The sequence below is a fragment of the Sinorhizobium glycinis genome (assembly GCF_001651865.1).
In the GTDB taxonomy this organism is placed as follows: domain Bacteria; phylum Pseudomonadota; class Alphaproteobacteria; order Rhizobiales; family Rhizobiaceae; genus Sinorhizobium; species Sinorhizobium glycinis.
The window spans coordinates 19,935-44,749 of sequence record NZ_LPUX01000062.1 but is presented as its reverse complement, the minus strand read 5'-3'; the positions used below and the strand labels follow the sequence as shown (position 1 = coordinate 44,749).

Here is a 24,815-nt window from a genome sequence, read left to right as displayed (position 1 = left end):
CTAATCCATCGTTCCAACCAGTTTCGCCATGCTCCGGACGAGTTCCTCGATCGCTTCGTCGAACAGGCGGTTCTTCTTTTCGTCGCCAAGATCGGGAACGATCAGCGAGAGCTGGCGCAGCTTCTCCGTGCTTCCGAAATCCGGCAGCTTACCGGGGTGTGCGGACTGATAGGCCTGAAGGAAGCGCTCCTGCTCGCCCGGGCTGAAGTGGCAGACACGGAAGATCGTCGCGAGATGACGCGCCGGCAGCGGGGTGGAGTAGGCTGGGCTTGTCACCTGCGTCACAAAGCTGCGATGTTTGCCGAGTGCTGCGGCGAGCCGCTGACGGGTTCCCGACGGCCGATTGTCGATGATCTGCGCCAGGATCGTCTTGTAGGCGATGATGGGATCTTCAACTGTCTCGCGCGACATTCACTTCATCTCCGCCGCGGCCCGGCCGTCCGAGTACATGCCGGCGATTGTGGATCTTATGTCCGCCAAGCGATTGGGCGCCATCGAGAAGTGGCGAAGGCCCGCTGCCATGAGCGCCGGTATATGCTGGGGGTCGGAGGCCATCTCGCCGCAGATCCCGATCGATTTTTTCATCGCCTCGGCAAGCGCCACGCCCTGCGCGATTACCCTTAAGACCGCCGGCGTGGCGGCGTTGTAAAGTGCGGCGACGCTTTGGTCGTCCCTTGCGGCCGCCGCAAGATATTGCGCCAGGTCGTTTGTCCCGAAGGAGAAGAAGTCCGACCGCAAAAAACGATCGAGCATCAGCGCCGCCGCCGGCACCTCCACCATCATGCCAATCTCCGGCATGCGCGTTTGCACCCCCCTCCTGCCAAGCGCGGCCGCTTCCTCTTCGAAGATCGCCCGCATCGCATCGAGTTCTTCCGGCACCGTAATCATTGGCAGGAGGACGCCGAGATTGCCGTGCGCCGCTGCCCGCAACAAAGCGCGCGCCTGCAGACGGGCTATTTCCGGAAGCGCCAGAAGCAGCCGGATGCCTCGTCGTCCCAGGAACGCTTCGCTCTCCTTGGCCCCGACGCCCAACTCCATCTTGTCGCCGCCGAGATCCAACATGCGCACAATCACCGGCGCATCGCCCGCCCAGTCCAGCGCCTGCCTATAGACGTCGTAATGTGTTTCCTGATTGAAGACATTGCCCAAAAACTCTGTCCGCATCAGGCCGATGCCAGCGACGGACGAGGGATCAATGGATTTGAGCTCAATCGGATCATTGACGATCGCCGACAGGCGGATCGCAACCCCGTCGGCGGTCTCGATCACGCCGCCCGCTCGAGACGGAACAGTTGGCCTTGCCTCGGTTGTTCTCGACCGCGCCTTGTTAATCTGCTGATCTTCAGGCGCGACAACCACGCGGCCGTCATTCGCATCGACAAGCACGCGCACACCATCGGCGACTTTGAACCGCCCGGTTGCTACGACCATGGGGACTGAACGGCTGCGGGCGAGCATGGCCACGTGGCTGGAAACACTGCCTTCGAAGAGGATGATGGCGCCGCCGGCGGTCCAGTCATGCTGAAGGAGGAGGCTGGGCTCAAGGTCCTTGCCGACAAAAACCGAACCCGGCGCAAAGTCCTCCAGAGGGCGGCCCGTCAACGCGCTAAGAACGCGATTGCGGATATCGACGATGTCGATCGCGCGGGCGCGGAGCTGCTCATCGGGTGCCTGCTCGATATCGGCGATATAGTCGTTGAGCGCCCCGAACCAGGCGAGTGCGGCGCCATCGCCGGCGACGATCCTCTCCTCGGCCATTTCGACGAGAGCCGGATCGAGCAGCATCTCGATCTGGAAATCGAGAATGCCGGCACTTTCCTCGTCCGACCGGTCCGCGAGAGCCTCTAGCTCCGCGAGGGCGGTGGCGACGGCCTGCCGCAGCTTGTCGCCTTCCGAGGCCATGGTGTCGCCGAGCGCAAGCGCCTCCGCCGTTACATCGGCGGCGAGGTGGACGGGTCCGACCGCGACGCCCGGAGAGGCGGAGACCCCGGTGATTTCAAGCGTTTCGGCCATGCTTCTTTTCTTCATCGAAGTCGCGCTCGACGAGCGCCTTGAGGGCATGGATCGCTTCTGCGGCGCGCAAGCCTCGGGCTCGGATTTTCAGGATCGAGCCCCTTCGTATCCTGGCTCCCATGATCTTGACGATGCTCTTGCCGTTCAGCCAAACGTGGCTGTCGTTCACCTCGATCTCGATCGTGCAGGGAAACGACTTCGCGAGCCGCGTGAAGATGACCGAGGGACGAGCATGCAGCCCGAAGCCGTGCGTCACCTCGATCTCCGCCTGGCAGTAACCGTGCACGTCGACTGCCTCCGGCCCTTCCCGTCGCGGCCTGTTGTCCATCACGGCGACAGTTCCTCCGCGGTCGCCACGACGCGGGCGAGAGCCGCTCCGCCCGATGCTTCGGCGGCAGCCATCACCGCCCCCTCGACGAGTGGCGCGTCGCAGATGATCACCCTGCCGGAGCGCGGCTCTCCGAGCATCTCTATCGCCATCTCGCTGTTGGTCTCCGCCCCGCCCAGATCGACGAAGACGGCGACCCCCGCATCCGACCAGGCTCGTTCGATCGCGGCCAATATGCCGGCCGCATGCGTGCCGAGCCCACCTTCCGCATTGCCGCCCGACCAGGCGAGCGGCACGCAATCGCCGACCATCTGGCGCACCATGTCGGCAGCCCCCTCGGCGACGAGCGGAGAATGCGAGACAATGACGATGCCGACATTTGCGGATTTCGGGTTCATGCCGGACATTGCTCCTCCAAGAAACGACAGATCGCCGCCGTCAGCAGCGCACAACTCTTCGCGCCCGGATCGACATGTCCGACCGACCGGTCGCCGAGAAAGGCGGCGCGCCCGCGCATCGCCCTCATGCCGAAAGTCAGGCTTGCCGCCCGTTCCGCTTGCTGGGAGATGCCGGCCAATCCCGCGCGCCTTACCACTTCGGCATGCACCGGGTAAAGCACGTCGAGCAGCGTCTTGTCGCCGGGGCCTGCCCGCCCACGACGGGCGACGGCATCGATGGCATGCTCAAGCGCGCGTGCAAGGTCGATCTCTCCGTTCGCACCGACCAACCGACGGCCGATCTCGATCAGCAGCGTCCCATAGAGCGGACCGGCCGCGCCGCCGACGCTCATGACGAGCGTGAGGCCCGTCTCCTCCAGTGCCTTCGGCAAGGGAAGCTGCACGAGCCGGCTTCGGTCGGCATAGACCGCCTCCAAGCCGCGACGCATGTTGGTGCCGTGGTCTCCGTCGCCGATCGCCCTGTCGAGTTCCGACAGATGATCGGCATTGGCGGCAATCACCTCGCGACAGGCTTCGATCAACCCGCCGATGAGCGCTGCATTTGCCAGCACGGTCAACACCTTTTACCAACCCTCGCTCGATCATACTCGCGATCGGTGGCTACCGTCAGAGCATTTGCCTAACGAAGCCCTGCTGCGACTTCGAAGACGGCGGCCACCGCCATCGCTCCCGGATCCGGCACGCCGTCGAGGTCCCGCTCTCCCACATAGGAGGCTCGCCCCGCATTCGCCTTCTTCATTGTCCGTGTCGCGTCGGCGCCGGCCCGCGCTGCGGAAGCCGCCGCGGCAAGACCGCCGGCCTTGAGGGCGCGCAGCGCCGGGTCCAGAGCATCCACCATCGTGCGATCACCGACGCCCGCCCCGCCGTAGAAGGTCATCCGTTCGAGTCCCGCCAAGAGCGCGCCCGCCATGTCTTTCGTGTCCGAATAGGCCTTGGCGGCACCGGTGAAGAAGATCGACAGAAGCACGCCGCTTGAGCCGCCCATGCTTGTGCTGAGAATGCTGCCGATCGACGAGAGCGTCGCGGCGATATTCTTCAGCGGCAGCCTTTCGATCTGCGCCAGAACGCTGCGTGAACCGGTCGCCACGGTAGAGCCGGTATCGCCATCACCGGCCCGGCCGTCGAGGTGGTTGAGCTCCGCCTCGAGCGAGAGCAGATGATCGCAGATCGCCGCGATCAGCCGATCGGCGGCCGGATCATGGCTGGCCGCCACGGACTCACTGGCGGGCACGGCAATCGCCGGCAGAACGGTGACACCATGTCGCTCGACGGCGGGTATCCAGGCATGCGAACCGACCGGCGATGTCAATGCTGCCTTACGCTCATCATCAAGCCGGATCAGGGAGAGCGAAAAACCGTTCATGTTCAGCGCCGTCATCATCGGCGCCGGGCCTATCGTCAGCGTCACACGCTTGGCGAGTAAGGAGGAAAGGACAGTGTGGGCGATCAGTCCCATCTCGATCGGCGGCACGGCACCGAGATTATTGATGAGAAGCGCATAGTGGCCGTCTCCCGGCAAAGCTCGGGAAAGCCGCTCGGACATGGTGGCAACAATGCTGCGTGCCTCCTGCAGGGCAATCCGTTCGGCACCGGGTTCGCCGTGAATGCCGAGCCCCAGTTCCCCCTCGTCCGCCTCGAGCCGCTCCGCATGGGCCTGGCCGGGAATGGAGCAGGAGGAGAGCGACACACCGAGCGAAACGATGTCGCGTGTGGCCGAGTGAGCGGCGGCGGCAACGGTCTCGAGATCTGCATCCTGCTCGGCTAGGTGTCCGGCAATCTTGTGGACGAACAGCGTTCCGGCGACACCGCGCGGTTGGGCGATGTCCGGGAGCGCGATGTCATCGGCAACGATCACCATCTCGACGCGAAAGCCTTCGACGCGCGCCTTCTCTGCCGCGAGCCCGAAGTTGAGGCGATCGCCCGTGTAGTTCTTGACAATCAGCAGGCAGCCCTTTGGCCCGGTCACCGCGCGGATCGCAGTCAGCACCGCATCGACGCTCGGCGAGGCGAAGATCTCGCCGGAAACCGCCGCAGTCAACATGCCTTTTCCGACAAAGCCCGCATGCGAAGGCTCATGGCCAGCGCCGCCGCCCGAAATGACCGCGACCTTCGCCTTGTCCCAGTCGCCGCGCAGGACCACCTTGATGTCGGGATAGGTGTCGAGGCGCGCGAGGTTTCCGGCCGGCGCCGTTTGCAGCAAGCCATCCAGCGCTTCGGTGACGATGTTTTCCCTGCGGTTGAAAAAGTGCTTCATCGTGTTCATCCAATTACCTTGTCGATTGGTCGCGCTTCATTGCCCAAAACCGCTGCACGCTTTTGGCCGACACGTTAGCATCAGCGCAGCCGTTCGCCGTCCGACCCGAAATAAAGGGGCTGTCTCAGCGTGAGGTTGATCCGGTCACCCGGTCTGATGGAGAGATAGGGATCGGCAAGCGTCACGAGCTTGTGCTCCTTCACTCGGATGTGCAGGTGATTCTGGTCGCCGAGGTGCTCGATCCAGTCCACCTCCGCATTGCCCTGAGCGTGTGTGGCGATGTCCAGGTGTTCGGTTCGCGCACCGATCGTGCGGGCGCCGGAGGGCGCCGCAGCGCCAGGAAGGAGATCGATCGGCAGCAGGTTTATGTGCGGTTGTCCGAGGCGCGCCGCGACATGCAGATTGGCCGGGTCTGCATAGATCTCGCGCGGCGTGCCGACCTGCACCAGCCGCCCCTCGGACAGGATGCCGATGCGATCGGACATCGTCATCGCCTCCACTTGGTCGTGGGTCACGTAGAGCAGCGTCGAGCCCAGCTCCTTTTGGATCCGCTTCAGTTCCAGCCGAAGCTCCGCCCTGAGCTTCGCGTCGAGTGAAGACAGCGGTTCGTCCATGAGATAGATCGCCGGGCGGCGCACCAGCGCACGGCCGATCGCGACGCGCTGCATCTCACCGCCCGAAAGCCGAGTCGAGCGGTTCTGCAGCTTGTGCTCGATCCGAACCATGCGCGCCACCTCGCGCACGCGGCGGTCGATCTCCTCGGCACCGAGGCGGCGTGCCGGCGAGCGTAGCGGAAAGGCGAGATTGTCGTAGACGCTTAGATGCGGATAGAGCGAATATTGCTGGAAGACGAAGGCCACGTCCCGCTCGGCCGGCGATTGCCGTCCGACGTCGCGGCCGGCGATGGTCACCCGGCCACGATCCGGTATTTCGAGACCGGCGACCAAACGCAGGGTCGTCGTCTTGCCGGCACCCGTCGGTCCGAGGAGGACCACGAATTCCCCATCCCTGACGATCAGCGAGAGATCGTCGACCGCAACCGTGTCGCCGAAGGTCTTGCCGATACCCTGAAGAACGACCTCAGCCATGGCGCGCCTCCGCGTAAAGAGAGGAGGCGATCGCCCTGCCGGAGACACAATCGAAGACGGCGAGCTTGGCCGGATTGAATTCAAGGCCGACGGCTTCGCCGAGCCTGAAGCTGCGATCGGCCGAAACGCGCGCCTTGACGATGCCGACAGCGGTCTCGACCGCGACGATCTGGTTGGTGCCGAGATATTCGCTGCCATAGACGGCGCCGCGGATGGAGGACCTATCGCTGAAGCGGATATGTTCTGGACGAACGCCGAGCGCCATTTCGCCCGGCGCCACGTCCTCCCCCACCTCCGGCACGGCGACTTCGACACCGTCGAGGACGATCGTTCGCGTCCCTCTCTTGAGCCCCGAATGGAAACGCATGAAGTTCATCGGCGGCGAGCCGATGAAATCGGCGACATACATCGAGGCCGGACGATTGTAGACTTCCTGCGGCGTGCCGAACTGTTCGATCACGCCGTGGTTCATAACCGCGATCTTGTCGGCCATCGCCATCGCTTCATGCTGGTCATGGGTCACGTAGACGGTCGTCGCATGAACGCGATTGTGAAGCTCGCGCAGCTCATGGACCATCACCTCGCGGAATTCAGCGTCGAGCGTGCCGAGCGGCTCGTCCATCAGGAAACATTTGGGCCGCCGGATGATCGCGCGGCCGAGCGCAACACGCTGGCGGTCGCCGCCGGCGAGGCCGGAAACCGAGCGGTCTAGGATATGGTCGATCCTCAGGAGCTTCGCGGTCTCCTCGACGCGGGCGCGGATTTCCGCCTTGGCGACGCCCTGGGACAGGAGCGGGAAGCCGATGTTCCGGCGCACATTCATGTGCGGATAGAGGGCGAAGAGCTGGAAGACGAAGGCGATGTCGCGGGCGCTCGCGCGGTTGAAGGTGACGTCCTCGCCATCCAGATGGATCTTGCCGCTGGTCGGCAGTTCGAGCCCGGCGATCATCCGAAGCGTCGTCGTCTTGCCGCATCCGGAGGGACCGAGCAGCGCCAGGAACTCGCCGTCCTCGACGGTGAAGCTCGAATCCTCGACGGCGACGAAATCGCCGAACTGCTTGCGGAGGTTTACGATCTTGATCTCGGACATCGCTTACTCCGGAAATTTCGAGACGATGATGAACAGGACGGTTCCAGTGAGAAGCATGGCGAGCGAATAGGTGTAGAGCGCCAGGAGGAACGGCTGGAACAACATCAGGAAGCCTGCGGCGATCAACACCGTCGCGATGTTTTCCATCGGGCCGCGCCTGAGGAAGAACGGCCGCTTCTGTCGAGCAGCATGGACGATTTCTTGCGGGTTCGTCATTTGCGTACCGCTCCGAAGGTGATGCCGCGCAGCAGCTGCTTGCGCAGGATGATGGTGAAGACGAGGATCGGCACCAGGAAGATCGTCGTGCCGGCGGCAACCGCCGGCCAATCCTGCCCGCCTTCGCCGATAATCGTCGGTATGAAGGGCGGCGCGGTCTGTGCCGACCCCGAGGTGAGTAGCACCGCAAAGGCATATTCGTTCCAGGCGAAGATCAGGCAGAAGATCGCGGTCGCCGCAATCCCGGTCGTCGCTTGCGGCAGCACGACCTTCCAGAAGGCCTGCAGGCGGGTATAGCCGTCGATCATCGCCGCCTCCTCGTATTCGCGGGGAATCTCGTCGATGAAGCCCTTGAGAAGCCAGACGGCGAGCGAGACGTTGACGGCGGTATAGAGCAGGATCATCCCGAGCGCCGTGTCGGAAAGTCCGAACTGGCGATACATGAGGTAGATCGGGATCGCGACCGCGATCGGCGGCATCATCCGGGTCGACAGAATGAAGAACAGGAGATCGTCGGCGAGTGGCACGCGGAAGCGCGAGAAGCCATAGGCCGCAAGCGTTCCGAGCGAGACGGCGAGGAAGGTCGAGCCAAAGGCGATTACGAGCGAATTGCCGAAGCGCGGCCAGTAGTTCGACGGCCCGGCGATCACCATGTTGCGGCTGCGGGCGATCTCGTCGCAGGCTCCCGCCGGGGCCGGGAGCGACTGGATGTAGTCCGGCGTCTGTCGAGTGCGCGTGGTGAAGAGGTTGCAGAAGCCCTCGAGCGTCGGCGTGAAGACGATCTTCGGCGGATAGCTGATCGAATCCGGCGGCGACTTGATGCTCGTCAGGAAGATCCAGGCGAGCGGGATCATCGTCACCAGCGCATAGAGGATGACGATCGCGCCGGCGATGCGCTTCACGGTCGGCGTCGGCTCGACCACGGAATGGGCGGTGTTGACCGAGTTCATCGCTGTTTCACCTTGTTGAGCGCCTTGACATAGATGTTGGCGAGGCCGAACACCGCGACGAAAAGGATGATCGCGAAGGCCGAGGAGCGCCCGGTCAGCCAGCTTTCGAAGGCTTCGCGCTTCAGCGTTATCGAAGCGACCTCGGTGGTCGAGCCGGGTCCGCCGCCCGTCAGCAACATGACCATGTCAAACATCTTGAAATTCTCGATGCCGCGGAAGAGCACGGCGAGCATGATGAAGGGCAACGCCATCGGCACGGTGATCGACCAGAATTGCCGCCAGGCGGAGGCGCGATCCACCTCGGCGGCCTCGTAAATGTAGTCCGGAATGGACCTGAGGCCGGCGAGGCAGATCAGCATGACATAGGGTGTCCACATCCAGGTATCGACGATGATGATCGCCCACGGTGCCAGACTGACAGAACCGAGCATCTCGAAGGATGACGGCGGAATGCCCGTGAAGAACGAGACGATATAATTGAAGAGGCCGATCTGCGGCTGGTAGAGGAACCGCCAGAAATTGCCGACGACCGCCGGTGACAGCATCATCGGAATGAGGATGACCGTCGTCCAGAAGGCATGGCCGCGGAACTTGCGGTCGATGAGATAGGCAAGCGCGAAGCCGATGACCGTCTGCAGGAGAATCGTCCAGAAGACGAAATGCGCCGTCGTCTGCATGGCGATCCAGATGTCCGCATCGTTCAGCACGCGCTGGTAATTGCGTAAGCCGACGCCCTCGACTTCGGCGTTGGGGCGGTTGGCGCGGAAATTCGTGAATGACAGATAGACGGCCCAGATCAGGGGAAAGATATTGATCGCCAGCAGCAAGGCGATCGTGGGCGTTATGAACAGCCAGGCGATGGCGCGGTCCGAAAGGCCACGCACCCGAACCGCGATCTTTGATGGCGTAGCGCGCGCAAGCATGTCGGCGGATCGCTCGGCAATGGTGGAAGGGGCATCGGTCACTGACGTCACCTGAAGTCGAGTAAGGAATGGTTCGAGGCCGACGGCCCGGACTTTCGCAGCCGGGCCGTGTTCCAGGGCGAGCCTAAAGCTTGCCTTCGTCCTCGAAGATTTCCTTCCAGTCGTTGACGAGAGCGTCGAGTGCCTCTTGCGCCGTGCCCTGGTCGGCGACGACATAGTCATGCAGCCGCTTTTGCATGGCCTGCAGCAGGATCGCGTAGGAGGGCTCCTGCCAGAAGTCCTGCACCTGGTTCATCGCCACGAGGAAGTCGGCGGCGAAGGGCTGGCTCGCCTTGAAGGACGGATCGTTCAGGACCGCGTTGTGCACGGCATAGCCGCCAAGCGCCCACCATTTCTTCTGCACCTCAGGCTGGGCGAACCATTTGATATAGGCGAGCGCGCCGTCCCTGTTGTCGGTATTGGCAACGACGGACATCCCCTGCCCGCCGAGTGTCGAGGCGGCGACCTTCTGCTTGGGATTGACGAAGAAGCCGATCTTGTCGCCGCCGACCTTCTCGTCCTTGTAGAGGCCGGGGAAGAAGGCGAACCAGTTCATCGCCATCGCCACCTGGCCGGATTTGAAGGCGTCGAGCCCCTCGCCCATGTAGCTGTCTGTATAGCCGGGCGGCTGGCAGCATTTGTAAAGCGCCTTGTAGGCCTCAAGCCCCGCGACGGCATCGGGCGAATTGACGGCGCCGTCCATGTCGTATTTGCCGGCGGTCTGCTGATATTTGAAGCCATAGGGATAGAGCGCCGAGGTCGCGCCCATGGTAATGCCCTCGGAGGCGCGCTCGGTGAAGATCGCCGCGCCATAGACCTTCTGCCCGTCGATCTCGCGCCCTGTGAAGAATTCGGCGACCTGCTTCAACTCGTCCCAAGTCTGCGGCGGCCCGAGGTCGCGGCCATATTTCTGCTTGAACTCGGCCTGCAATTCCGGCTTGGCGAACCAGTCCTTGCGATAGAACCAGCCGTTGGCATCGCCCATGGCCGGCAGCGCCCAATAGTTCGGCGTGCCTTTCGGCCAGGTGGAATAGGCATTGACCGCGGCTTCGGCGAAGTCGCTCATCTTGATCCCTTCCTTGTCGAAGAAATCGTTGAGCTTCACGTAGTAGCCGTTCTCGGCGGAACCGCCGATCCACTGGCTGTCGCCGATCAGGAGATCGCAGAGCTTGCCGCCCGAATTGAGCTCGTTGAGGATGCGGTCGGCGAAGTTCGGCCACGGCACGAATTCGAACTTCATCGTGGTGCCGGTCGCTGCGGTAAAATCCTTTGAGAGCTCAACCAGCGCATTCGCCGGATCCCAGGCTGCCCAGCACAGCGTCAATTCATCGGCCTTCGCCATTCCCGGTATCGCCGTCGACAGCAAGAGCGCCGACGACATGCCCGTCAGGGCCTTCGTCATCTTCCGCATGTATTCCTCCCAGATACAGAGCCGACCGACGTCGGCCTCGGAAAATTCTCCGTTGCTCACATGCCCAAGCCATACTCCCTCATGTTGAGCAATATGTTTAGTGATATACACTTTACTAAACACATCAAGAGCAATTCGTCGCTGCGATGCAGCATGCTACTGCATGTCTCCTTAAATCGACCTCGATCTTTGCGCGTCTGATAAGCGCGGCGCTCTAGGGAGGAGAAGGCCAGGAGGGAGAGCGTGCCAACGCTCCCGGTCAGCCTTTGTTGCGGCTCACGAAAACCGTGCTTGCGTCGCTGACGTTCGATACGTGCCAATAGGCCGCCTTGGCGGCCTCTTCAGCATCGGCACGAAGAATTGCTGTGACGATGCTCTGATGTTCCTTATAGGACTTCGCGAGCCGCCCCGGCAGACGGAATTGGGCGCGACGGAAGGGCGCAAGTCGAGCCCGGGTCTGCGTGACCAGTTCGAAGATGTGGTCGTTGTGCGCGCCGCGATAAAGCCTTGTATGGAAGTCTATGTTATGCGCGGCATAATCGTCGTCGGCGCCCGCATGGACAAGGCGCATGGAGTCTCCGTGCATCTTTTCCAGTGCGCGGCGCTCGTCGACGGTCATTCGCTCGGCGGAAAGCCGCGCACAAATCCTCTCAAGTTCGGCCATGGCCTCGAACATCGAGGCGAGGTATTCACCGGTCACGTTCATGACCACTGCACTGCGATTGGGTTGCCGGTCCACGAGACCCATGGCGCAGAGTTGCCGCAGCGCTTCCCGCACCGGGGTCCGCGAGACCTCGAAGCGACCGGCGAGCGAGAATTCGTCGAGTTTCTCTCCGGGCTGCATTTCACCAGTGACGATCATGTCGGCGATCGCCCGCACCATCTCATCGACGGTCGTACCTGCCCGAATGATCTCTCTTCTTCTTGGCTGTTTCACGCGAGGATTCGACATTGGAATTTGCATACAGATGCACGCACGTGGTCCGCAAGTCAAACTGGAAGCTTAATTCTCTGGAACTTCAGCCTCTTTTCCAAGCTCGCCTAGCTTAGCTTCCGTAGGGATTGGCGTCCACACAAGACCCTCTCGCCCATTCCATTAGCATCGCATAGAAAATCAGCATATCTCTTGAAGACTGCATACAGTTTCCTCAACGGCGATCCGCCCGAATGAGGGCGACTCAACGATATCATAGGGTTACTTCTTGGCACACACATTGCATGCACTTTTCATTGCATCGATTTCGAACCGGCCATCGCCACTCGCAAGGAGCATCCCAATGACCAAACTCCTTCATGCCTCCCACGCCATATCCCGCCGCGCATTTCTGCAATCATCTGCCGCGGGTGCCGCCGTGGCGAGCCTCGCGCCGGGTCTTCTCCTTTCGCCTGCCGCCGCCCAGAGCGTATTGACCGTCGGCTTCATCTATGTCGGCCCCAAGGACGATTACGGCTACAACCAGGCGCATGCGGAGGGAGCGGCGGCGATCAAGGCGCTTGCGGGCGTCACCGTCGTCGAGGAGGAAAACGTCCCCGAGGCCATCGACGTTCAGAAGACGATGGAATCGATGATCAACCTCGATGGGGCGACGCTCGTCTTTCCGACCTCCTTCGGCTATTTCGATCCCCATATGCTGGAGATGGCGAAGAAATATCCCGACATCCAGTTCCGCCACTGCGGCGGCCTTTGGCAGGAGGGCAAGCATCCGGGTAACACCGGTTCCTATTTCGGCTATATCGGTCAGGGGCAATATCTGAACGGCATTGCCGCCGGCTACGCGACCAAGAGCAAGAAGATCGGCTTCGTCGCCGCCAAGCCCATTCCGCAGGTGCTGCAGAACATCAATTCCTTCCTGCTCGGCGCCCGCTCGGTCGACCCGGCGATCACCTGCCAGGTGATCTTCACCGGAGAATGGTCGCTCGCGGTCAAGGAGGCGGAGGCCACCAACGCGCTGGTCGACCAGGGGGCGGACGTCATCACTTGCCATGTCGATAGCCCCAAGGTCGTCGTCGAGACAGGCGCGGACCGCGGCGCGTTCATCTGTGGCTATCACGCCAATCAAAGTCCGCTCGCTCCCGAGAAGTATCTCACCGGCGCCGAATGGGCATGGGGCAATGTCTACACGGACTTCGTGAAGAAGGCTCAGGCTGGGGAAAAACTTGGCAACTTCGTGCGCGGTGGCCTGAAGGAAGGCTTCGTCAAGATGAGCCCGCTCGGCCCGGCGGTTGCCGAGGAGGCGCGCAAGAAATTCGAAGCGACACTTGCCGAAATAATGGCCGGCGGCTTCTCGGTCTTCAAGGGATCGATCAAGGACAACAAGGGCAAGGTCGTCGTGGCCGAGGGGCAGTCCTTCGCCGAGGACGCGATCGAGCTCGAAAGCATGGACTACCTGGTCGAGGGCGTCGTCGGCTCGACCGCTTGAGGGCGTCGGCATCATGACCCTCGAAGCCAACTCCCACACTTTACCCACGCTCGACGGGCGGGCCGGTAGTCTCCGGCCCTTCCTCGAATGGCTGGCGCGCCGCGCCGAACCGCTGGCGATTACGCTCTTTGCCATCTTCGTCGGGCTCGCGCTCTTTTCGCTGTTCATCGCACTGATCGGCAGATCGCCGATCCAGCTTTTCGAGCTTATCTTCGCCGGCGGCTTCGGCACCTGGTTCTCGGTCCAGAATTCGCTAAGCCGTGCCGCGCCGCTGCTCCTGACCGCGCTCTGCGTCGCCCTTCCCGCCAGGCTCGGCCTCGTCGTGATCGGCGCCGAAGGCGCGGTCGTACTCGGCGGCGTCGCCGGAGCCGCGATCGCCCTGCCCCTCGTCGGCGACGCACCCGCTCCGCTCGTCTGGCTCATCATGGCGCTTGCCGGCATGCTCGTCGGAGCCGTCTGGTTAGGGTTCGCGGGATTTCTCAGGCACTATCGCGGCGTCAACGAGACAATCGCCTCGCTTCTGCTCGCCTATATCGCAATTGCCTTCATGAACCACCTCATTGAGGGGCCGCTGCGCGATCCGGCAAGCCTCAACAAGCCATCCACTGCCCCGTTGCCACCGGACTACATGCTCGGCAGCATCCCCGGAATGGACGTTCATTGGGGCCTCGTCGTTGGCGTTGTCGCCTGCATTCTCTCCTGGGTGCTGATCGAGGCGACGAGCTTCGGCTTCGCCGCCCGCATTGCCGGCGGCAACGTCCGCGCCGCGCAGATCCAGGGGCTGCCGGTGGGCAGGCTGATCGTTGGTTTCACCGCGCTCGCCGGCGCCTTCGGCGGTCTTGCTGGCATGATCGAAGTCGCTGCGGTGCAGGGCAGCGCCAATGCATCGCTTGCCGCAGGTTACGGCTACACCGGCATCCTCGTCGCCTTCCTTGCGCGCCACAATCCGTTGGCGATCATTCCAGTCGCGGTGCTGCTCGGCGGCATCGATGCCTCCGGTGGTTTGATCCAGCGCCGCATGGGCCTGCCGGATGCAACCGTGCTGGTGCTTCAGGGCACGCTCTTCGTCGTCATCCTGTTCTGCGAGACGTTCTACGGCCGCTTCAAGATGTTCAATCCGGACCTCTGGAAAAGGAGCGCATGATGGAAGCCACCGGCATCGGCGTCTGGGGCGTTCCGCTGGCGATCTTCGCCGGCGCGGTCCGCGTCTCCACGCCTTTCATCTTCGTCAGTCTCGGCGAGGCGATCACCGAGCGCTCCGGACGCATCAATCTGGGCCTCGAAGGCACGCTCGTCTTCGGCGCAATGACCGCCTATGGGGTCGCGGTCATGACGCTCTCGCCATGGCTCGGCGTTCTGGCGGCAATGGCAGTCGGCGCCTGTCTTGGGCTGCTCCACGGCTTCATCTGCAAGTTTCCGAAAGTGAACGACATCGCAATCGGCATCGCCATGATGCAGTTCGGCCTCGGCCTCGCCTTCTTCCTCGGCAAGCCCTTCATTCAGCCCGCCGCCCCGAAGCTGCCAGCCATCGCCTTCGGCGCCTGGTCGAATCTGCCGCAGATTCAGGCCGCCCTCAACATCAACGTCCTCTTCCTAATCGGCGCAGCCCTCGCCCTCCTTCTCTGGTGGGCCTTCCGCAATACCCGTGTCGGCCTGATCCTGCGCGTTGTCGGGGACAGTTCGGACGCCGCCCGGGCAATGGGCTTGAACCCCGACACGGTGCGGCTCTTGGCAACAGCCGCCGGCGGAGCGCTGGCAGCGATCGGCGGCGCCTACCTCTCGCTCTACTATCCGGGCTCCTGGAACGAGGGCATCTCCTCGGGCCAAGGCCTCATGGCCGTCGCACTCGTCATCTTCGCCCGCTGGAACCCGATCGGCTGCTTCCTAGCCGCGCTTCTCTTCGGCGGCGCTGGCGCGCTTGGGCCCGCCCTGCAATCGGTCGGCGTCACGAAGGGCTACTACCTCTTCTATGCCGCCCCCTACGTGCTGACCCTCGTCATCATGGTCGCCACATCCTCTCCCACCCGCTCGCTCGCCGGCGCCCCCGGCGCACTGTCGATCACCAAATAGGAGCGATCCGTCATGAACAGCCTCGCCTCCCTGCCGATCACGAGCCAGAAGCTCAGCCATATCGATGCCGATCCCTATCCGTGGCCCTATAACGGCGACCTTAGGCCCGAGAACACGGCGCTGATCATCATCGACATGCAGGCCGATTTCTGCGGTCCCGGCGGATACGTCGACCACATGGGCTATGATCTCTCGCTGGTTCGCGCGCCGATCGAACCGATCAGGAAGGTGCTCTCGGCAATGCGTGCCAAAGGCTACCACATCATCCACACGCGGGAGGGCCACCGGCCGGATCTGGCCGACCTTCCCGCAAACAAGCGCTGGCGCTCGCAGCGGATCAAGGCAGGGATCGGCGATCCCGGTCCCTGCGGGCGGATCCTGGTGCGCGGCGAGCCCGGCTGGGAGATCATCGACGAGCTGAAGCCGATCGAGAGGGAAACAATCATCGACAAGCCGGGCAAGGGCTCCTTCTGCGCCACCGACCTCGAACTGATCCTCAACCAAAAGCGCATCGACAACATCGTCCTGACCGGCATTACCACCGATGTCTGCGTGCACACGACGATGAGAGAGGCCAATGACCGCGGCTTCGAATGCCTGCTGCTCGCCGATTGCTGCGGCGCGACCGACTACGGCAATCATCTTGCCGCGATCAAGATGGTGAAGATGCAGGGCGGCGTCTTCGGCTCCGTCTCCAATTCTGCGACGCTCGTGGGTCAGTTGCCATGATCGTCGGCGAAATCCATGCTCCAAAGAGCATTCCCGCCGTCGGCATCGAGACCGTCGAGATGACGATGCGCTTCGGCTCCTTCACCGCGCTCGACCATGTGTCGATCAAGGTGCCGGCTGGCACCTTCCATGCGCTTCTCGGCGAAAACGGCGCTGGCAAGTCCACGCTCGTGAAATGCATCATGGGCTTCTATCACCCGACTTCCGGGCAGTTGCAGGTCGACGGCCGCGAAGTGACGATCGCTTCGCCACGCGATGCGGCCGCTCACGGCCTCGGGATGGTCTATCAGCACTTCACGCTGGTGCCTTCGCTGACCGGCGCTGAAAACCTGGTCATCAGCCGCGCGCACGTGCCCGCGATCATCAACTGGTCGAAGGAGAAGAAGCGGCTTTCCGCCTTCATGGAGACGATGCCCTTCGACATACCGCTCGATCGTCCGGTGAGCGAACTCGCCGCCGGCGAGAAGCAGAAGCTCGAGATCATCAAGCAGCTCTATCTCGGGCGCCGGTTCCTGGTGCTCGATGAGCCGACTTCCGTTCTCACTCCGGCCGAGGCCGATGACATGCTCGGCCTCGTGCGCGGCATGACGGAACGCGGCGAGCTGACAGTCCTGATGATTTCCCACAAGTTCCACGAGGTGACGAAGTTCGCCGATGCGGTCTCCGTGCTCCGGCGCGGCACACTTTCAGGCACCGGCAAAGTATCCGAGCTCTCCGCCGCGGATATGGCGGCGATGATGATCGGCGACGTCAAGCTCGCCGAACTCGACACGCGCCTGCCCGTTTCCCCGGACGCCTTGCCGGTGCTCGCGGTCAAGAAGGTCAAGGCGCCGGACCGGACCGGCCTGAAGCCGATCGTGATCGATGATCTGGTCGTTCGCTCCGGGGAGATCGTCGGCATCGCGGGGATTTCCGGCAATGGGCAGAAGGAGCTCTCCGAGGTTCTCGCCGGCCAGCGCACGGCCGAGGGGGCGGTCATCGTCAAGGGAAAGCCCTACGGCGCAACACGGCTCGAGACCAGGGCAAACAACGTCCGCTTCATCCCGGAAGAGCCGCTCAACAATGCCTGCGCCCAGAAGATGACGGTGACGGAGAATCTCGCCTTCCGCACCTTCGACCTTGCCAAGGACGGCAGCGATGCGATCTGGCTCGACGCACGCGGCATGAAGAAGCGGGCGACGGCGCTGATTACCGATTTCAAGGTGAAGACCGCCTCACCCGCCTCGCCGATTGCAGCCCTTTCGGGCGGAAATGTGCAGCGAGCCGTGCTGGCGCGCGAACTGTCGGGCGAGGTCGATCTCCTGATCGTGTCGAATCCCTGTTTCGGCCTGGACTTTTCAGCGGTCGCGGAAATCCGCGCCCGCATCATGAAGGCGCGCAATGCCGGCGCTGCTGTGCTCCTGATGTCCGAGGATCTCGATGAGCTGATGGAAATGTCGGACCGGATCATCGTCATGTCGGACGGCAAGCTCGTCTACGAGACGCCGACCCGCGAGGCGGACGTCGCCGTCATCGGCGCCCATATGGCGGGGCACCACTGATGGCGGAGATCAAGGCAGAACCTTTTCCGTTGCGGCTCGACCGCGACGCCGTCGCCCTCATCGTCATCGACATGCAGCGCGACTTCACGGAGGAAGGCGGCTTCGGCGCAAGCCTCGGCAATGACGTGGCGCGCGTGGCGAAGATCGTGCCCGACGTCAAGCGGCTGATCGAGGGCTTTCGCGCCGCCGGCCTGCCGGTGATCCATACCATGGAATGTCACCGTCCGGACCTTTCCGATCTGCCGCGCGCCAAGCGCGAACGCGGCAGCCCTCGCTTGAGGATCGGCGACGAAGGTCCCATGGGGCGCGTCCTGATTGCTGGCGAGCCGGGCACCGCGATCCTGCCGGAACTCGCGCCGCTCAAGGGCGAGACTGTCATCGAAAAGCCTGGCAAGGGCGCGTTCTATGCGACGCCGCTCGATTACATCCTGAAGGAGCGGCGTATCGTCCAGCTCGTCTTCGCCGGCGTGACGACGGAGGTCTGCGTGCAGACCACCATGCGCGAGGCAAACGACCGCGGCTACGAGTGCCTGCTCGTCGAGGAGGCGACGGAAAGCTACTTCCCCGAGTTCAAGGCTGCAACCATGGCGATGATCCGCGCCCAGGGCGCCATCGTCGGGTGGACGGCGCACCTTGCCGATGTGCTCAAGGGGATTGCCCATGCCTGAGACGACACGCGAGAGCCTGACCCAGGGAAGCTGGCGCGAACTCGAATTCGAGCCGTTCCGCGACGGCGTGATGATCCACTGGATAAGGCCGTTCGATGGCGATCAGCCCGGTGTTGCATTGCTCCGCTACGAGGCCGGCGCTTCCGTGCCGCGCCACCATCATGAGGGCCTGGAGACGATCCTCGTGCTCACCGGCACCCAGTCCGACGAAAGCGGCGACTATGGGGCCGGCACCTACATCGTCAATGCCGCCGGCACGGAACATTCCGTCTGGAGCGATACCGGCTGTGTCGTTCTGATCCAGTGGGATCGGCCCGTGACGATACTTGAAGGAAAGTGAACCGATGAAAGACGGACAGGCTTTCGACATTGCTTCTCTTCATGCCGCCTATCGATCGGGTTGGAGCGTAGCTCAGACGATCGAGACGGTTTTCGGGCGCATCGCGGCCGTCGACGATCCGGGTATCTTTCTCCATCTCGCCGATCGCAGCGAACTCCTCGACGAGGCCGCCGCTCTCGGCGCATTCGATCCTGTCGCCAAACCGTTGTGGGGCATTCCCTTCGCCGTCAAGGACAATATCGACGTGGCCGGCATGCCGACGACGGCCGCCTGCCCTGACTTCGCCTACCCTGCGCAAAGGGACGCAACCGTCGTGCGGTTGCTGCGCGCGGCCGGCGCCCTCGTCATCGGCAAGACCAATCTCGACCAGTTCGCGACCGGGCTCGTCGGTGTGCGCACCCCCTACCCAGTGCCACGCAATGCGCTCGATCCAGACCTGGTGCCAGGCGGGTCGAGTTCCGGATCGGCGGTGGCGACCGCCCACGGTATCGTCAGCTTCGCACTCGGCACCGACACGGCCGGCTCGGGCCGCATTCCGGCCGGGCTTAACAACATCGTCGGCCTCAAGCCGAGTATCGGGGCCCTGTCGACCACGGGTGTCGTGCCCGCCTGCCGCACGCTCGATTGCGTTTCGATCTTCGCCTTGGCCGTCGCGGACGCCTATCGAGTCTTCGAAATCGCCGCGCGACCCGATGTGAGCGACCCCTATTCCCGGGTCATTGCGCCGAGGGGCGCTCTCTCCTTGCCACCGGTCCTCAAAGTCGGCGTTCCTGCAACGGCCGACCGGCGCTTCTTCGGGGACGCACTCATGGAGAGCGCCTACGATGCGGCGCTTCAGATGCTGCGCTCACTGGGGCATCAGATCGTCGAACTGCCCTTTGCCGATTTCTATGCCACGGCCACGCTTCTCTACGAGGGCGCCTGGGTCGCCGAACGCTATGCAGCGGTCAAGGACTTCTTCAATGCGAACGAGCCGAGCTTTCACCCGGTGACGCGAAAGATCTATGGCGGCGCCAAGGCACTGTCGGCGGCGGATGCCTTCGAGGGTTTCTATGCGTTGCAGGCGCTGAAGCGAAAGGTCGCGCCGCTCATCGCGTCCGTCGACATGATCTGCGTTCCGACCGCGCCGACGCACTTCACACGTATGGAAGTCGAAGCGGAACCGATCCGCGAAAACGCGCGGCTCGGCACCTATACCAATTTCGTCAACCTGCTGGACATGTGCGGCATGGCCGTGCCGACCGGTCTCAGATCCGACGGTCGACCCGCGAGCGTCACCTTGCTTGCGCCTGCCGGCAAGGACCCCCTGACCGCGTCGCTCGCTGCCGAACTGCATCGGCTAAGCGCCCTGCCGCTCGGCGCCACGGGATGGCCGCAGCCGGCGAACTATCTCCCGGCCGACGCCGATGAGGGCCAGATGATAGAACTCGTTGTCGTCGGCGCGCATCTTTCCGGCATGCCCTTGAACGATCAGTTGCGAGACCTGGGCGCCAGATTTTCCCGGCGGGCGCTGACGGCCAAACGCTACAGGCTTTATGCTCTTTCGGGCACCGAGCCCGCGAAGCCCGGCCTCGTGCGTTGTCAGGAGAGTGAAGGTGCCTCGATTGAGGTTGAGGTCTGGAAGTTGGGGGCAGAGGCATTCGGTCTCTTCGTCGCAGCCGTTCCATCACCACTTGCGATCGGTACCGTCCAGCTTGCCGACGGAACGGCCTGCAAGGGCTTTTTAGTCGAGCCGGCCGGGCTCGCCGGAGCTGCAGACATCAGCCGCTATGGCGGGTGGCGTGCCTACATCGCCAGCCTGGCGGCCTGAGAGCGCTCCGCGTGCTGATGGGGAGGCCGCGTGGTGAGGGAGAGCGGCCTTGAAACGTCGCTTCTGCTCAAGATAACTCTCGGCGGGCCTGCCAAACGCGCCGATCGCCAGTCACGTTTCAGCGCAGGAAGAACGGGACGACAAGGTCGCCTGAAATGTTGGCGTAATAAGTATTGGTCTATTTGATTAATTTATAAGCATTAAACGCACAAATTATGGGCGTGAATCGGCAAAACTTCCGCTTTACTTTTGAAGACATGGAATTATACTGGAAATGTTTCTAGGGTTCCGATGCCGATAAGGCGTGACTGGACCGAGAGAACCTCCGGTGGGGAGACATCCACCGGGTCCACGGCGGGATAAAAGCCCGGGAGGCTCATGCAGCGGTGCCGTTGCTTTGGGAATCCCGCCTATGATTTCCGAGAACAGAGCGCAGCGTGAGCCCCAAGTTGAACAAGGGGAACAGACGATGCGTTTCGGAACTGGCAGATTCGGTTTTCGCGCCCTCTCGGCCGCCCTCGGCCTCTCGCTCACGCTCCTGGCGGGCGGGACCCAGGCGGAGCCGAAGAAGGAATTCAATATCGCCTGGACGATCTATGTCGGCTGGATGCCGTGGCCCTATGCGGCGGATGCCGGCATCGTCAAAAAATGGGCCGACAAATACGGCATCACCATCAACGTCAAGCAGATCAACGACTACGTCGAGTCGATCAACCAGTACACCGCCGGCGGCTTCGACGGCGTGACGGCGACGAACATGGATGGCCTGACCATTCCGGCCGCAGGCGGTATCGACACGACGATCCTGATCGTCGGCGATTTCTCGAACGGCAATGACGGCATCGTCTCCAAGACGGCGAAGACACCTGCCGACCTCAAGGGTGAGAGCATCAATCTCGTCGAACTGTCGGTCTCGCACTACCTGCTGGCGCGCGCTCTCGAAACGGCGGGCCTTTCCGAAAAGGACGTGACGATCGTCAACACCTCCGATGCCGACATGGTCGCCGCCTTCAAGTCACCCGAGACCTCGACCGTGGTCACCTGGAACCCGTTGCTCGCCGAGGTCAAGGCCGAGCCCGGTTCCGCCGCGCTCTTCGATTCCACGCAAATTCCGGGCGAGATCATCGACACGTTGATGGTCAATACCGAGGTACTCAACAACAATCCGGACCTCGGCAAGGCACTCGTCGGCATCTGGTTCGAGACGATGTCGGCCCTCATGGATCCCGGCGAGAAGGGCAAGGCGGCGCGCGCCGCGATGGGCTCGATGTCCGGCACGGACCTTGCCGGCTTCGAGGCCCAGCTGGCGGCGACCAAGCTGTTCCCGACGCCTCAGGAGGCGGTCGCCTTCACCGAGAGCGAGGATCTCGTCAAGACCATGGATCTGGTGCGGACCTTCTCGTTCGACCATGGCCTTCTCGGCGACGGCGCCGCGGATAAGGACGTCGTGGGCATCGCCTTCCCGGGCGGCCGGGTGCTGGGTTCTGCAGACAATGTGAAGCTGCGCTTCGACGCGAGCTACATGAAGCTCGCCGCCGACGGCTCGCTCTAGGTCCATCCGCTCGGGCGGCGGGGCTGGCGCACCCTGCCGATCTTAGCTCCGACGTGCCTCTTCAAGATGGGAATCGGCTCATGCGACGTGCCATCAATATTGTCCCGGGATCGGGAACGCGGATCCTGCTGGCCCTCCTGCCCTTCCTGCTGATCGCCTGCCTTTATGTCGTCGTCTCGGCCGAACGGCAGGCAGCAAATCCGGGCGACAAGCTGCTGCCACCGATCGCGGAAATGGCCACAAGCATGGACCGGCTGGCGACCGAGCCCGACCGCCGGTCGGGAGACCTGACCCTCTGGTCGGATACAGCGGCGAGCCTCCAACGGCTGTTCATCGGCCTCGGCACGGCCGCCGCCATCGGCTTGGTGCTCGGGCTGACCCTCGGCGTGCTTCCGGTGGCAGACGCCGGGCTGTCGCCGCTCGTCGCCGTCGTTTCGATGATCCCGCCGATGGCGATCCTGCCGGTGCTCTTCATCATCTTCGGTCTTGGTGAACTCTCCAAGGTCGTGCTGATCGTGATCGGCATTGCACCGTTCCTAGTTCGCGACCTCGCCATGACCGTTGCCGCCATCCCGACCGAGCAGATCGTCAAGGCGCAGACGCTCGGCGCTTCGACGTGGCAACTGATGTTGCGCGTGGCACTGCCGCAAGCGATGCCGCGGCTCATCGAGGCGCTCAGGCTCTCACTTGGCCCGGCCTTCCTCTTCTTGATCTCGGCGGAAGCGATCGCCGCCGAGAGCGGCCTCGGCTATCGCATCTTCCTCGTCCGGCGCTATCTCGCCATGGACGTGATCCTGCCCTACGTCGCCTGGATCACCCTCATCGCCTACCTTCTCGACTGGCTGCTGGCGCGGCTCGCCCGGCGCACCTTCCCCTGGGCCTACGTTCAGGAGACGCGCCGATGAGCGAGATCCGCGTCCACAATGTCTGGATGGAATATGGCGACCAGATCGTGCTCGAAAACATCTCGCTCGACATCGCCTCCGGCGCCTTCGTCTCCGTCGTCGGCCCCTCGGGTTGCGGCAAATCCACCTTTCTCCGGATGATCCTCGGGCAGGAGCGCCCCACGCGCGGCATCATCACGCTCGATGGCGCGGCGCTGCCGGGCGAGCCGGGTCCGGACCGCGGCGTGGTCTTCCAGCGGTATTCGGTTTTTCCGCACCTGAACGTTGTGCAGAACGTCCTGATCGCCTTCGAATTCGCCGAAAGCCCGTTCACGGCCAAGCTGTTTGGAGCGAAGCGAAGGGCGGCCAGCGAGAAGGCGGAAGCGCTTCTTCAAGCGGTGGGCCTCAGCGAGCACGCTTGGAAGTATCCGAGCGCGCTTTCGGGCGGCCAGCAGCAGCGGCTGGCGATCGCCCAGGCGCTCGCCAGGAAACCGAAGGTGCTGCTGCTCGACGAGCCCTTCGGCGCGCTCGACCCGGGTACCAGGGCGCAGATGCACGCGCTGATCAAGCCGCTATGGCGCGAGCGCGGCATGACCGTGATCATGGTCACCCATGACCTCAAGGAGGCCTTCGGCCTCGGGACGCGACTGCTCGCCTTCGATCGGCCGCGCATCGATCCGCAAGCGCCTGAGCGCTACGGCGCCCGCATCACCTACGACCTCGATTTGAGCCGTGACGGGCCTGTCCCGGTACTCGGCTTTTCGCCGCCGATCGAGCCCAGCACCGCATCCCAGGAAACGAAGAGGAGCATGTCCCATGCGTGAACCCCCAAGCCGCCAATCTCGCCGCGCCGGCGCGATCCGGACGCCCGTTCGCAAACGCCGGCACCACCCCGACTTCAACATGCTCGACAGCCAGGGCTGGAAGGCGCTCGAGGCGGAGGCGAAGCTCTCCGGCAAGGGCTGGGGGCGGGAAAAGCAGTGGGCACTCGACATGGGCCTGCCGGGCTCCGAGAGCCTGACGGACAAGTCGATCCCGACCTTCGCACGGGGCGAGCTGCCGCATTTTGCCGGCATCAACACCTTCCTGAAGGCGCCCTATGTCGAAAACGTGCGCGACGTCGGTAAATATGACGCCGCCGTGCTGGGCATTCCCTTCGACAGCGGCACGACCTATCGGCCGGGCACGCGCTTCGGCCCCCAGGGCATTCGCCGCATCTCGGCGCTCTACACGCCCTACAACTACGAAATGGGCGTCGACCTGCGCGAACAGATGACCCTCTGCGATGCCGGCGACGTCTTCACCATTCCAGCCAACCTCGAAAAGAGTTTCGACCAGATCACCCGTGGCGTCAGCCATGTCTTCTCCTCCGGAGCGCTTCCGGTCATGCTCGGGGGCGACCACTCGATCGGCTTTCCGTGCGTGCGCGGCATTGCCGAATGCACCTCGAAGCGCATCGGGATCATCCATTTTGACCGGCATATCGACATCCAGGAAAAGGATCTCGACGAGCGCATGCACACGACGCCTTGGTACTGGGCAACCAATCTGCCGAATGTCTCGCCGAAAAATCTTGTCCAGCTCGGTATCGGCGGCTGGCAGGTGCCGCGCGACGGCGTGAAGGTGGCGCGCGAGCGCGGAACCAACGTTCTGACGATCGACGACATCGAGAAGCTCGGACCGGAGAAGACTGCGGAAATCGCGCTCGAACTCGCTTGGAAGGACGCGGACGCCGTCTACATCTCCTTCGACGTCGACAGCATCGATTGCGGCTTCGTGCCCGGCACCGGCTGGCCGGAACCGGGCGGCTTCCTGCCGCGCGAAGCCCTGAAGATTCTCGGGCTGGTCGCGGCAGAGGGGCTCTGCGGCCTCGAGGTCGTCGAGGTCAGCCCGCCTTACGACACCTCCGACATCACGGCGCTCTTTGGCGTTCGGGTGGTGGTGGAGGCGCTGGGTTCGATGCTGGCACATGGCAAGCTCGGCTCCCACAAGCACCTGATCGACAAGCCAGTGAGCTTCTGAGAGGCGGAC

Annotated in this window: 25 protein-coding genes and 1 riboswitch; of the genes, 12 read left to right on the top strand and 13 right to left on the bottom strand. The window is 63.3% G+C overall.

Annotated elements, in window-relative coordinates; all coding sequences use genetic code 11:
* The 13 genes from AU381_RS18375 to AU381_RS18315 form a co-directional block, all read right to left on the bottom strand.
* Positions 1–411 carry a hypothetical protein gene (locus tag AU381_RS18375; protein ID WP_064243191.1) on the bottom strand — a complete coding sequence of 137 codons (411 nt, stop codon included), beginning with the start codon at positions 409–411 and terminating at the stop codon, positions 1–3.
* A complete protein-coding gene (locus AU381_RS18370) occupies positions 412–2,013 on the bottom strand; it encodes a putative PEP-binding protein (protein ID WP_064243190.1) in 1,602 nt (533 codons plus the stop codon).
* Complete coding sequence (locus tag AU381_RS18365; protein WP_064243189.1) at positions 1,997–2,341, bottom strand: HPr family phosphocarrier protein; 345 nt, start codon at positions 2,339–2,341, stop codon at positions 1,997–1,999. Before AU381_RS18365 ends, AU381_RS18370 begins: the two co-directional genes overlap by 17 nt.
* Complete coding sequence (gene dhaM / locus AU381_RS18360; RefSeq protein ID WP_064243448.1) at positions 2,341–2,739, bottom strand: dihydroxyacetone kinase phosphoryl donor subunit DhaM; 399 nt, start codon at positions 2,737–2,739, stop codon at positions 2,341–2,343. Before dhaM ends, AU381_RS18365 begins: the two co-directional genes overlap by 1 nt.
* The gene (gene dhaL / locus AU381_RS18355) at positions 2,736–3,356 is read right to left on the bottom strand and encodes a dihydroxyacetone kinase subunit DhaL (RefSeq protein WP_064243188.1); all 621 of its coding nucleotides are present in this window, start codon (positions 3,354–3,356) and stop codon (positions 2,736–2,738) included. The genes dhaM and dhaL overlap by 4 nt, the downstream gene beginning before the upstream one ends.
* Positions 3,357–3,418: 62 nt before the next feature.
* Positions 3,419–5,053 carry a dihydroxyacetone kinase subunit DhaK gene (locus AU381_RS18350; protein ID WP_064243447.1) on the bottom strand — a complete coding sequence of 545 codons (1,635 nt, stop codon included), beginning with the start codon at positions 5,051–5,053 and terminating at the stop codon, positions 3,419–3,421.
* An 80-nt stretch (positions 5,054–5,133) separates the two neighbouring features.
* Positions 5,134–6,141: an ABC transporter ATP-binding protein gene (locus AU381_RS18345; protein WP_064243187.1), complete on the bottom strand. Its 1,008-nt coding sequence runs from the start codon at positions 6,139–6,141 to the stop codon at positions 5,134–5,136.
* Entirely contained in the window at positions 6,134–7,231 is a 1,098-nt protein-coding gene (locus tag AU381_RS18340; protein WP_064243186.1) for an ABC transporter ATP-binding protein, read from the bottom strand. The genes AU381_RS18345 and AU381_RS18340 overlap by 8 nt, the downstream gene beginning before the upstream one ends.
* A gap of 3 nt (positions 7,232–7,234) precedes the next feature.
* On the bottom strand, positions 7,235–7,447 hold the full coding sequence (locus tag AU381_RS18335) for a hypothetical protein (protein WP_064243185.1): 213 nt from the start codon (positions 7,445–7,447) through the stop codon (positions 7,235–7,237).
* On the bottom strand, positions 7,444–8,397 hold the full coding sequence (locus tag AU381_RS18330; protein ID WP_064243184.1) for a carbohydrate ABC transporter permease: 954 nt from the start codon (positions 8,395–8,397) through the stop codon (positions 7,444–7,446). Before AU381_RS18330 ends, AU381_RS18335 begins: the two co-directional genes overlap by 4 nt.
* Entirely contained in the window at positions 8,394–9,320 is a 927-nt protein-coding gene (locus AU381_RS18325; RefSeq protein WP_082910213.1) for a carbohydrate ABC transporter permease, read from the bottom strand. The genes AU381_RS18330 and AU381_RS18325 overlap by 4 nt, the downstream gene beginning before the upstream one ends.
* A gap of 124 nt (positions 9,321–9,444) precedes the next feature.
* Complete coding sequence (locus AU381_RS18320; RefSeq protein ID WP_064243446.1) at positions 9,445–10,770, bottom strand: ABC transporter substrate-binding protein; 1,326 nt, start codon at positions 10,768–10,770, stop codon at positions 9,445–9,447.
* A 259-nt stretch (positions 10,771–11,029) separates the two neighbouring features.
* Positions 11,030–11,707 carry a GntR family transcriptional regulator gene (locus AU381_RS18315; RefSeq protein WP_162273439.1) on the bottom strand — a complete coding sequence of 226 codons (678 nt, stop codon included), beginning with the start codon at positions 11,705–11,707 and terminating at the stop codon, positions 11,030–11,032.
* Between the two features lie 340 nt (positions 11,708–12,047).
* Here AU381_RS18315 and AU381_RS18310 point away from each other — a divergent pair, with 340 nt between their 5' ends.
* The 12 genes from AU381_RS18310 (at position 12,048) to AU381_RS18255 (ending at position 24,806) form a co-directional block, all read left to right on the top strand.
* Positions 12,048–13,190, top strand: coding sequence for a BMP family ABC transporter substrate-binding protein (locus tag AU381_RS18310; protein WP_064243182.1), 1,143 nt, complete (start codon positions 12,048–12,050; stop codon positions 13,188–13,190).
* Positions 13,191–13,203: 13 nt separating this feature from the next.
* Positions 13,204–14,334, top strand: coding sequence for an ABC transporter permease (locus AU381_RS18305; RefSeq protein ID WP_064243181.1), 1,131 nt, complete (start codon positions 13,204–13,206; stop codon positions 14,332–14,334).
* A complete protein-coding gene (locus AU381_RS18300) occupies positions 14,334–15,260 on the top strand; it encodes an ABC transporter permease (RefSeq protein ID WP_064243444.1) in 927 nt (308 codons plus the stop codon). Before AU381_RS18305 ends, AU381_RS18300 begins: the two co-directional genes overlap by 1 nt.
* Positions 15,261–15,272: 12 nt before the next feature.
* Positions 15,273–15,989 (top strand): biuret amidohydrolase, encoded by a 717-nt coding sequence (gene biuH / locus AU381_RS18295; protein WP_064243180.1) that lies wholly within the window; start codon positions 15,273–15,275, stop codon positions 15,987–15,989.
* On the top strand, positions 15,986–17,530 hold the full coding sequence (locus AU381_RS18290) for an ABC transporter ATP-binding protein (protein WP_064243179.1): 1,545 nt from the start codon (positions 15,986–15,988) through the stop codon (positions 17,528–17,530). Before biuH ends, AU381_RS18290 begins: the two co-directional genes overlap by 4 nt.
* Complete coding sequence (locus AU381_RS18285; protein WP_064243178.1) at positions 17,530–18,198, top strand: cysteine hydrolase family protein; 669 nt, start codon at positions 17,530–17,532, stop codon at positions 18,196–18,198. The genes AU381_RS18290 and AU381_RS18285 overlap by 1 nt, the downstream gene beginning before the upstream one ends.
* On the top strand, positions 18,191–18,538 hold the full coding sequence (locus AU381_RS18280; protein ID WP_064243177.1) for a cupin domain-containing protein: 348 nt from the start codon (positions 18,191–18,193) through the stop codon (positions 18,536–18,538). Before AU381_RS18285 ends, AU381_RS18280 begins: the two co-directional genes overlap by 8 nt.
* Before the next feature lie 4 nt (positions 18,539–18,542).
* Complete coding sequence (atzF, locus tag AU381_RS18275; protein ID WP_064243176.1) at positions 18,543–20,348, top strand: allophanate hydrolase; 1,806 nt, start codon at positions 18,543–18,545, stop codon at positions 20,346–20,348.
* Between the two features lie 269 nt (positions 20,349–20,617).
* A riboswitch (guanidine-I (ykkC/yxkD leader) is annotated at positions 20,618–20,724 on the top strand.
* A gap of 93 nt (positions 20,725–20,817) precedes the next feature.
* Positions 20,818–21,900 (top strand): putative urea ABC transporter substrate-binding protein, encoded by a 1,083-nt coding sequence (locus tag AU381_RS18270; RefSeq protein WP_064243175.1) that lies wholly within the window; start codon positions 20,818–20,820, stop codon positions 21,898–21,900.
* A gap of 80 nt (positions 21,901–21,980) precedes the next feature.
* Positions 21,981–22,805 (top strand): ABC transporter permease, encoded by an 825-nt coding sequence (locus AU381_RS18265; RefSeq protein ID WP_064243174.1) that lies wholly within the window; start codon positions 21,981–21,983, stop codon positions 22,803–22,805.
* Positions 22,802–23,608, top strand: a complete 807-nt coding sequence (locus AU381_RS18260; protein ID WP_064243173.1) for an ABC transporter ATP-binding protein — start codon at positions 22,802–22,804, stop codon at positions 23,606–23,608. Before AU381_RS18265 ends, AU381_RS18260 begins: the two co-directional genes overlap by 4 nt.
* Positions 23,601–24,806, top strand: coding sequence for an agmatinase family protein (locus tag AU381_RS18255; RefSeq protein WP_064243172.1), 1,206 nt, complete (start codon positions 23,601–23,603; stop codon positions 24,804–24,806). The genes AU381_RS18260 and AU381_RS18255 overlap by 8 nt, the downstream gene beginning before the upstream one ends.
* Positions 24,807–24,815: the final 9 nt, after the last annotated feature.

Coding starts and splice junctions, on each gene's coding strand:
- AU381_RS18375 (WP_064243191.1), bottom strand. CDS start 411: ATGTCGCGCGAGACAGTTGAAGATCCCATCATCGCCTACAAGACGATC.
- AU381_RS18370 (WP_064243190.1), bottom strand. CDS start 2,013: ATGGCCGAAACGCTTGAAATCACCGGGGTCTCCGCCTCTCCGGGCGTC.
- AU381_RS18365 (WP_064243189.1), bottom strand. CDS start 2,341: ATGGACAACAGGCCGCGACGGGAAGGGCCGGAGGCAGTCGACGTGCAC.
- dhaM (WP_064243448.1), bottom strand. CDS start 2,739: ATGAACCCGAAATCCGCAAATGTCGGCATCGTCATTGTCTCGCATTCT.
- AU381_RS18350 (WP_064243447.1), bottom strand. CDS start 5,053: ATGAAGCACTTTTTCAACCGCAGGGAAAACATCGTCACCGAAGCGCTG.
- AU381_RS18345 (WP_064243187.1), bottom strand. CDS start 6,141: ATGGCTGAGGTCGTTCTTCAGGGTATCGGCAAGACCTTCGGCGACACG.
- AU381_RS18340 (WP_064243186.1), bottom strand. CDS start 7,231: ATGTCCGAGATCAAGATCGTAAACCTCCGCAAGCAGTTCGGCGATTTC.
- AU381_RS18335 (WP_064243185.1), bottom strand. CDS start 7,447: ATGACGAACCCGCAAGAAATCGTCCATGCTGCTCGACAGAAGCGGCCG.
- AU381_RS18330 (WP_064243184.1), bottom strand. CDS start 8,397: ATGAACTCGGTCAACACCGCCCATTCCGTGGTCGAGCCGACGCCGACC.
- AU381_RS18325 (WP_082910213.1), bottom strand. CDS start 9,320: ATGCTTGCGCGCGCTACGCCATCAAAGATCGCGGTTCGGGTGCGTGGC.
- AU381_RS18320 (WP_064243446.1), bottom strand. CDS start 10,770: ATGCGGAAGATGACGAAGGCCCTGACGGGCATGTCGTCGGCGCTCTTG.
- AU381_RS18310 (WP_064243182.1), top strand. CDS start 12,048: ATGACCAAACTCCTTCATGCCTCCCACGCCATATCCCGCCGCGCATTT.
- AU381_RS18305 (WP_064243181.1), top strand. CDS start 13,204: ATGACCCTCGAAGCCAACTCCCACACTTTACCCACGCTCGACGGGCGG.
- AU381_RS18300 (WP_064243444.1), top strand. CDS start 14,334: ATGGAAGCCACCGGCATCGGCGTCTGGGGCGTTCCGCTGGCGATCTTC.
- biuH (WP_064243180.1), top strand. CDS start 15,273: ATGAACAGCCTCGCCTCCCTGCCGATCACGAGCCAGAAGCTCAGCCAT.
- AU381_RS18290 (WP_064243179.1), top strand. CDS start 15,986: ATGATCGTCGGCGAAATCCATGCTCCAAAGAGCATTCCCGCCGTCGGC.
- AU381_RS18285 (WP_064243178.1), top strand. CDS start 17,530: ATGGCGGAGATCAAGGCAGAACCTTTTCCGTTGCGGCTCGACCGCGAC.
- AU381_RS18280 (WP_064243177.1), top strand. CDS start 18,191: ATGCCTGAGACGACACGCGAGAGCCTGACCCAGGGAAGCTGGCGCGAA.
- atzF (WP_064243176.1), top strand. CDS start 18,543: ATGAAAGACGGACAGGCTTTCGACATTGCTTCTCTTCATGCCGCCTAT.
- AU381_RS18270 (WP_064243175.1), top strand. CDS start 20,818: ATGCGTTTCGGAACTGGCAGATTCGGTTTTCGCGCCCTCTCGGCCGCC.
- AU381_RS18265 (WP_064243174.1), top strand. CDS start 21,981: ATGCGACGTGCCATCAATATTGTCCCGGGATCGGGAACGCGGATCCTG.
- AU381_RS18260 (WP_064243173.1), top strand. CDS start 22,802: ATGAGCGAGATCCGCGTCCACAATGTCTGGATGGAATATGGCGACCAG.
- AU381_RS18255 (WP_064243172.1), top strand. CDS start 23,601: ATGCGTGAACCCCCAAGCCGCCAATCTCGCCGCGCCGGCGCGATCCGG.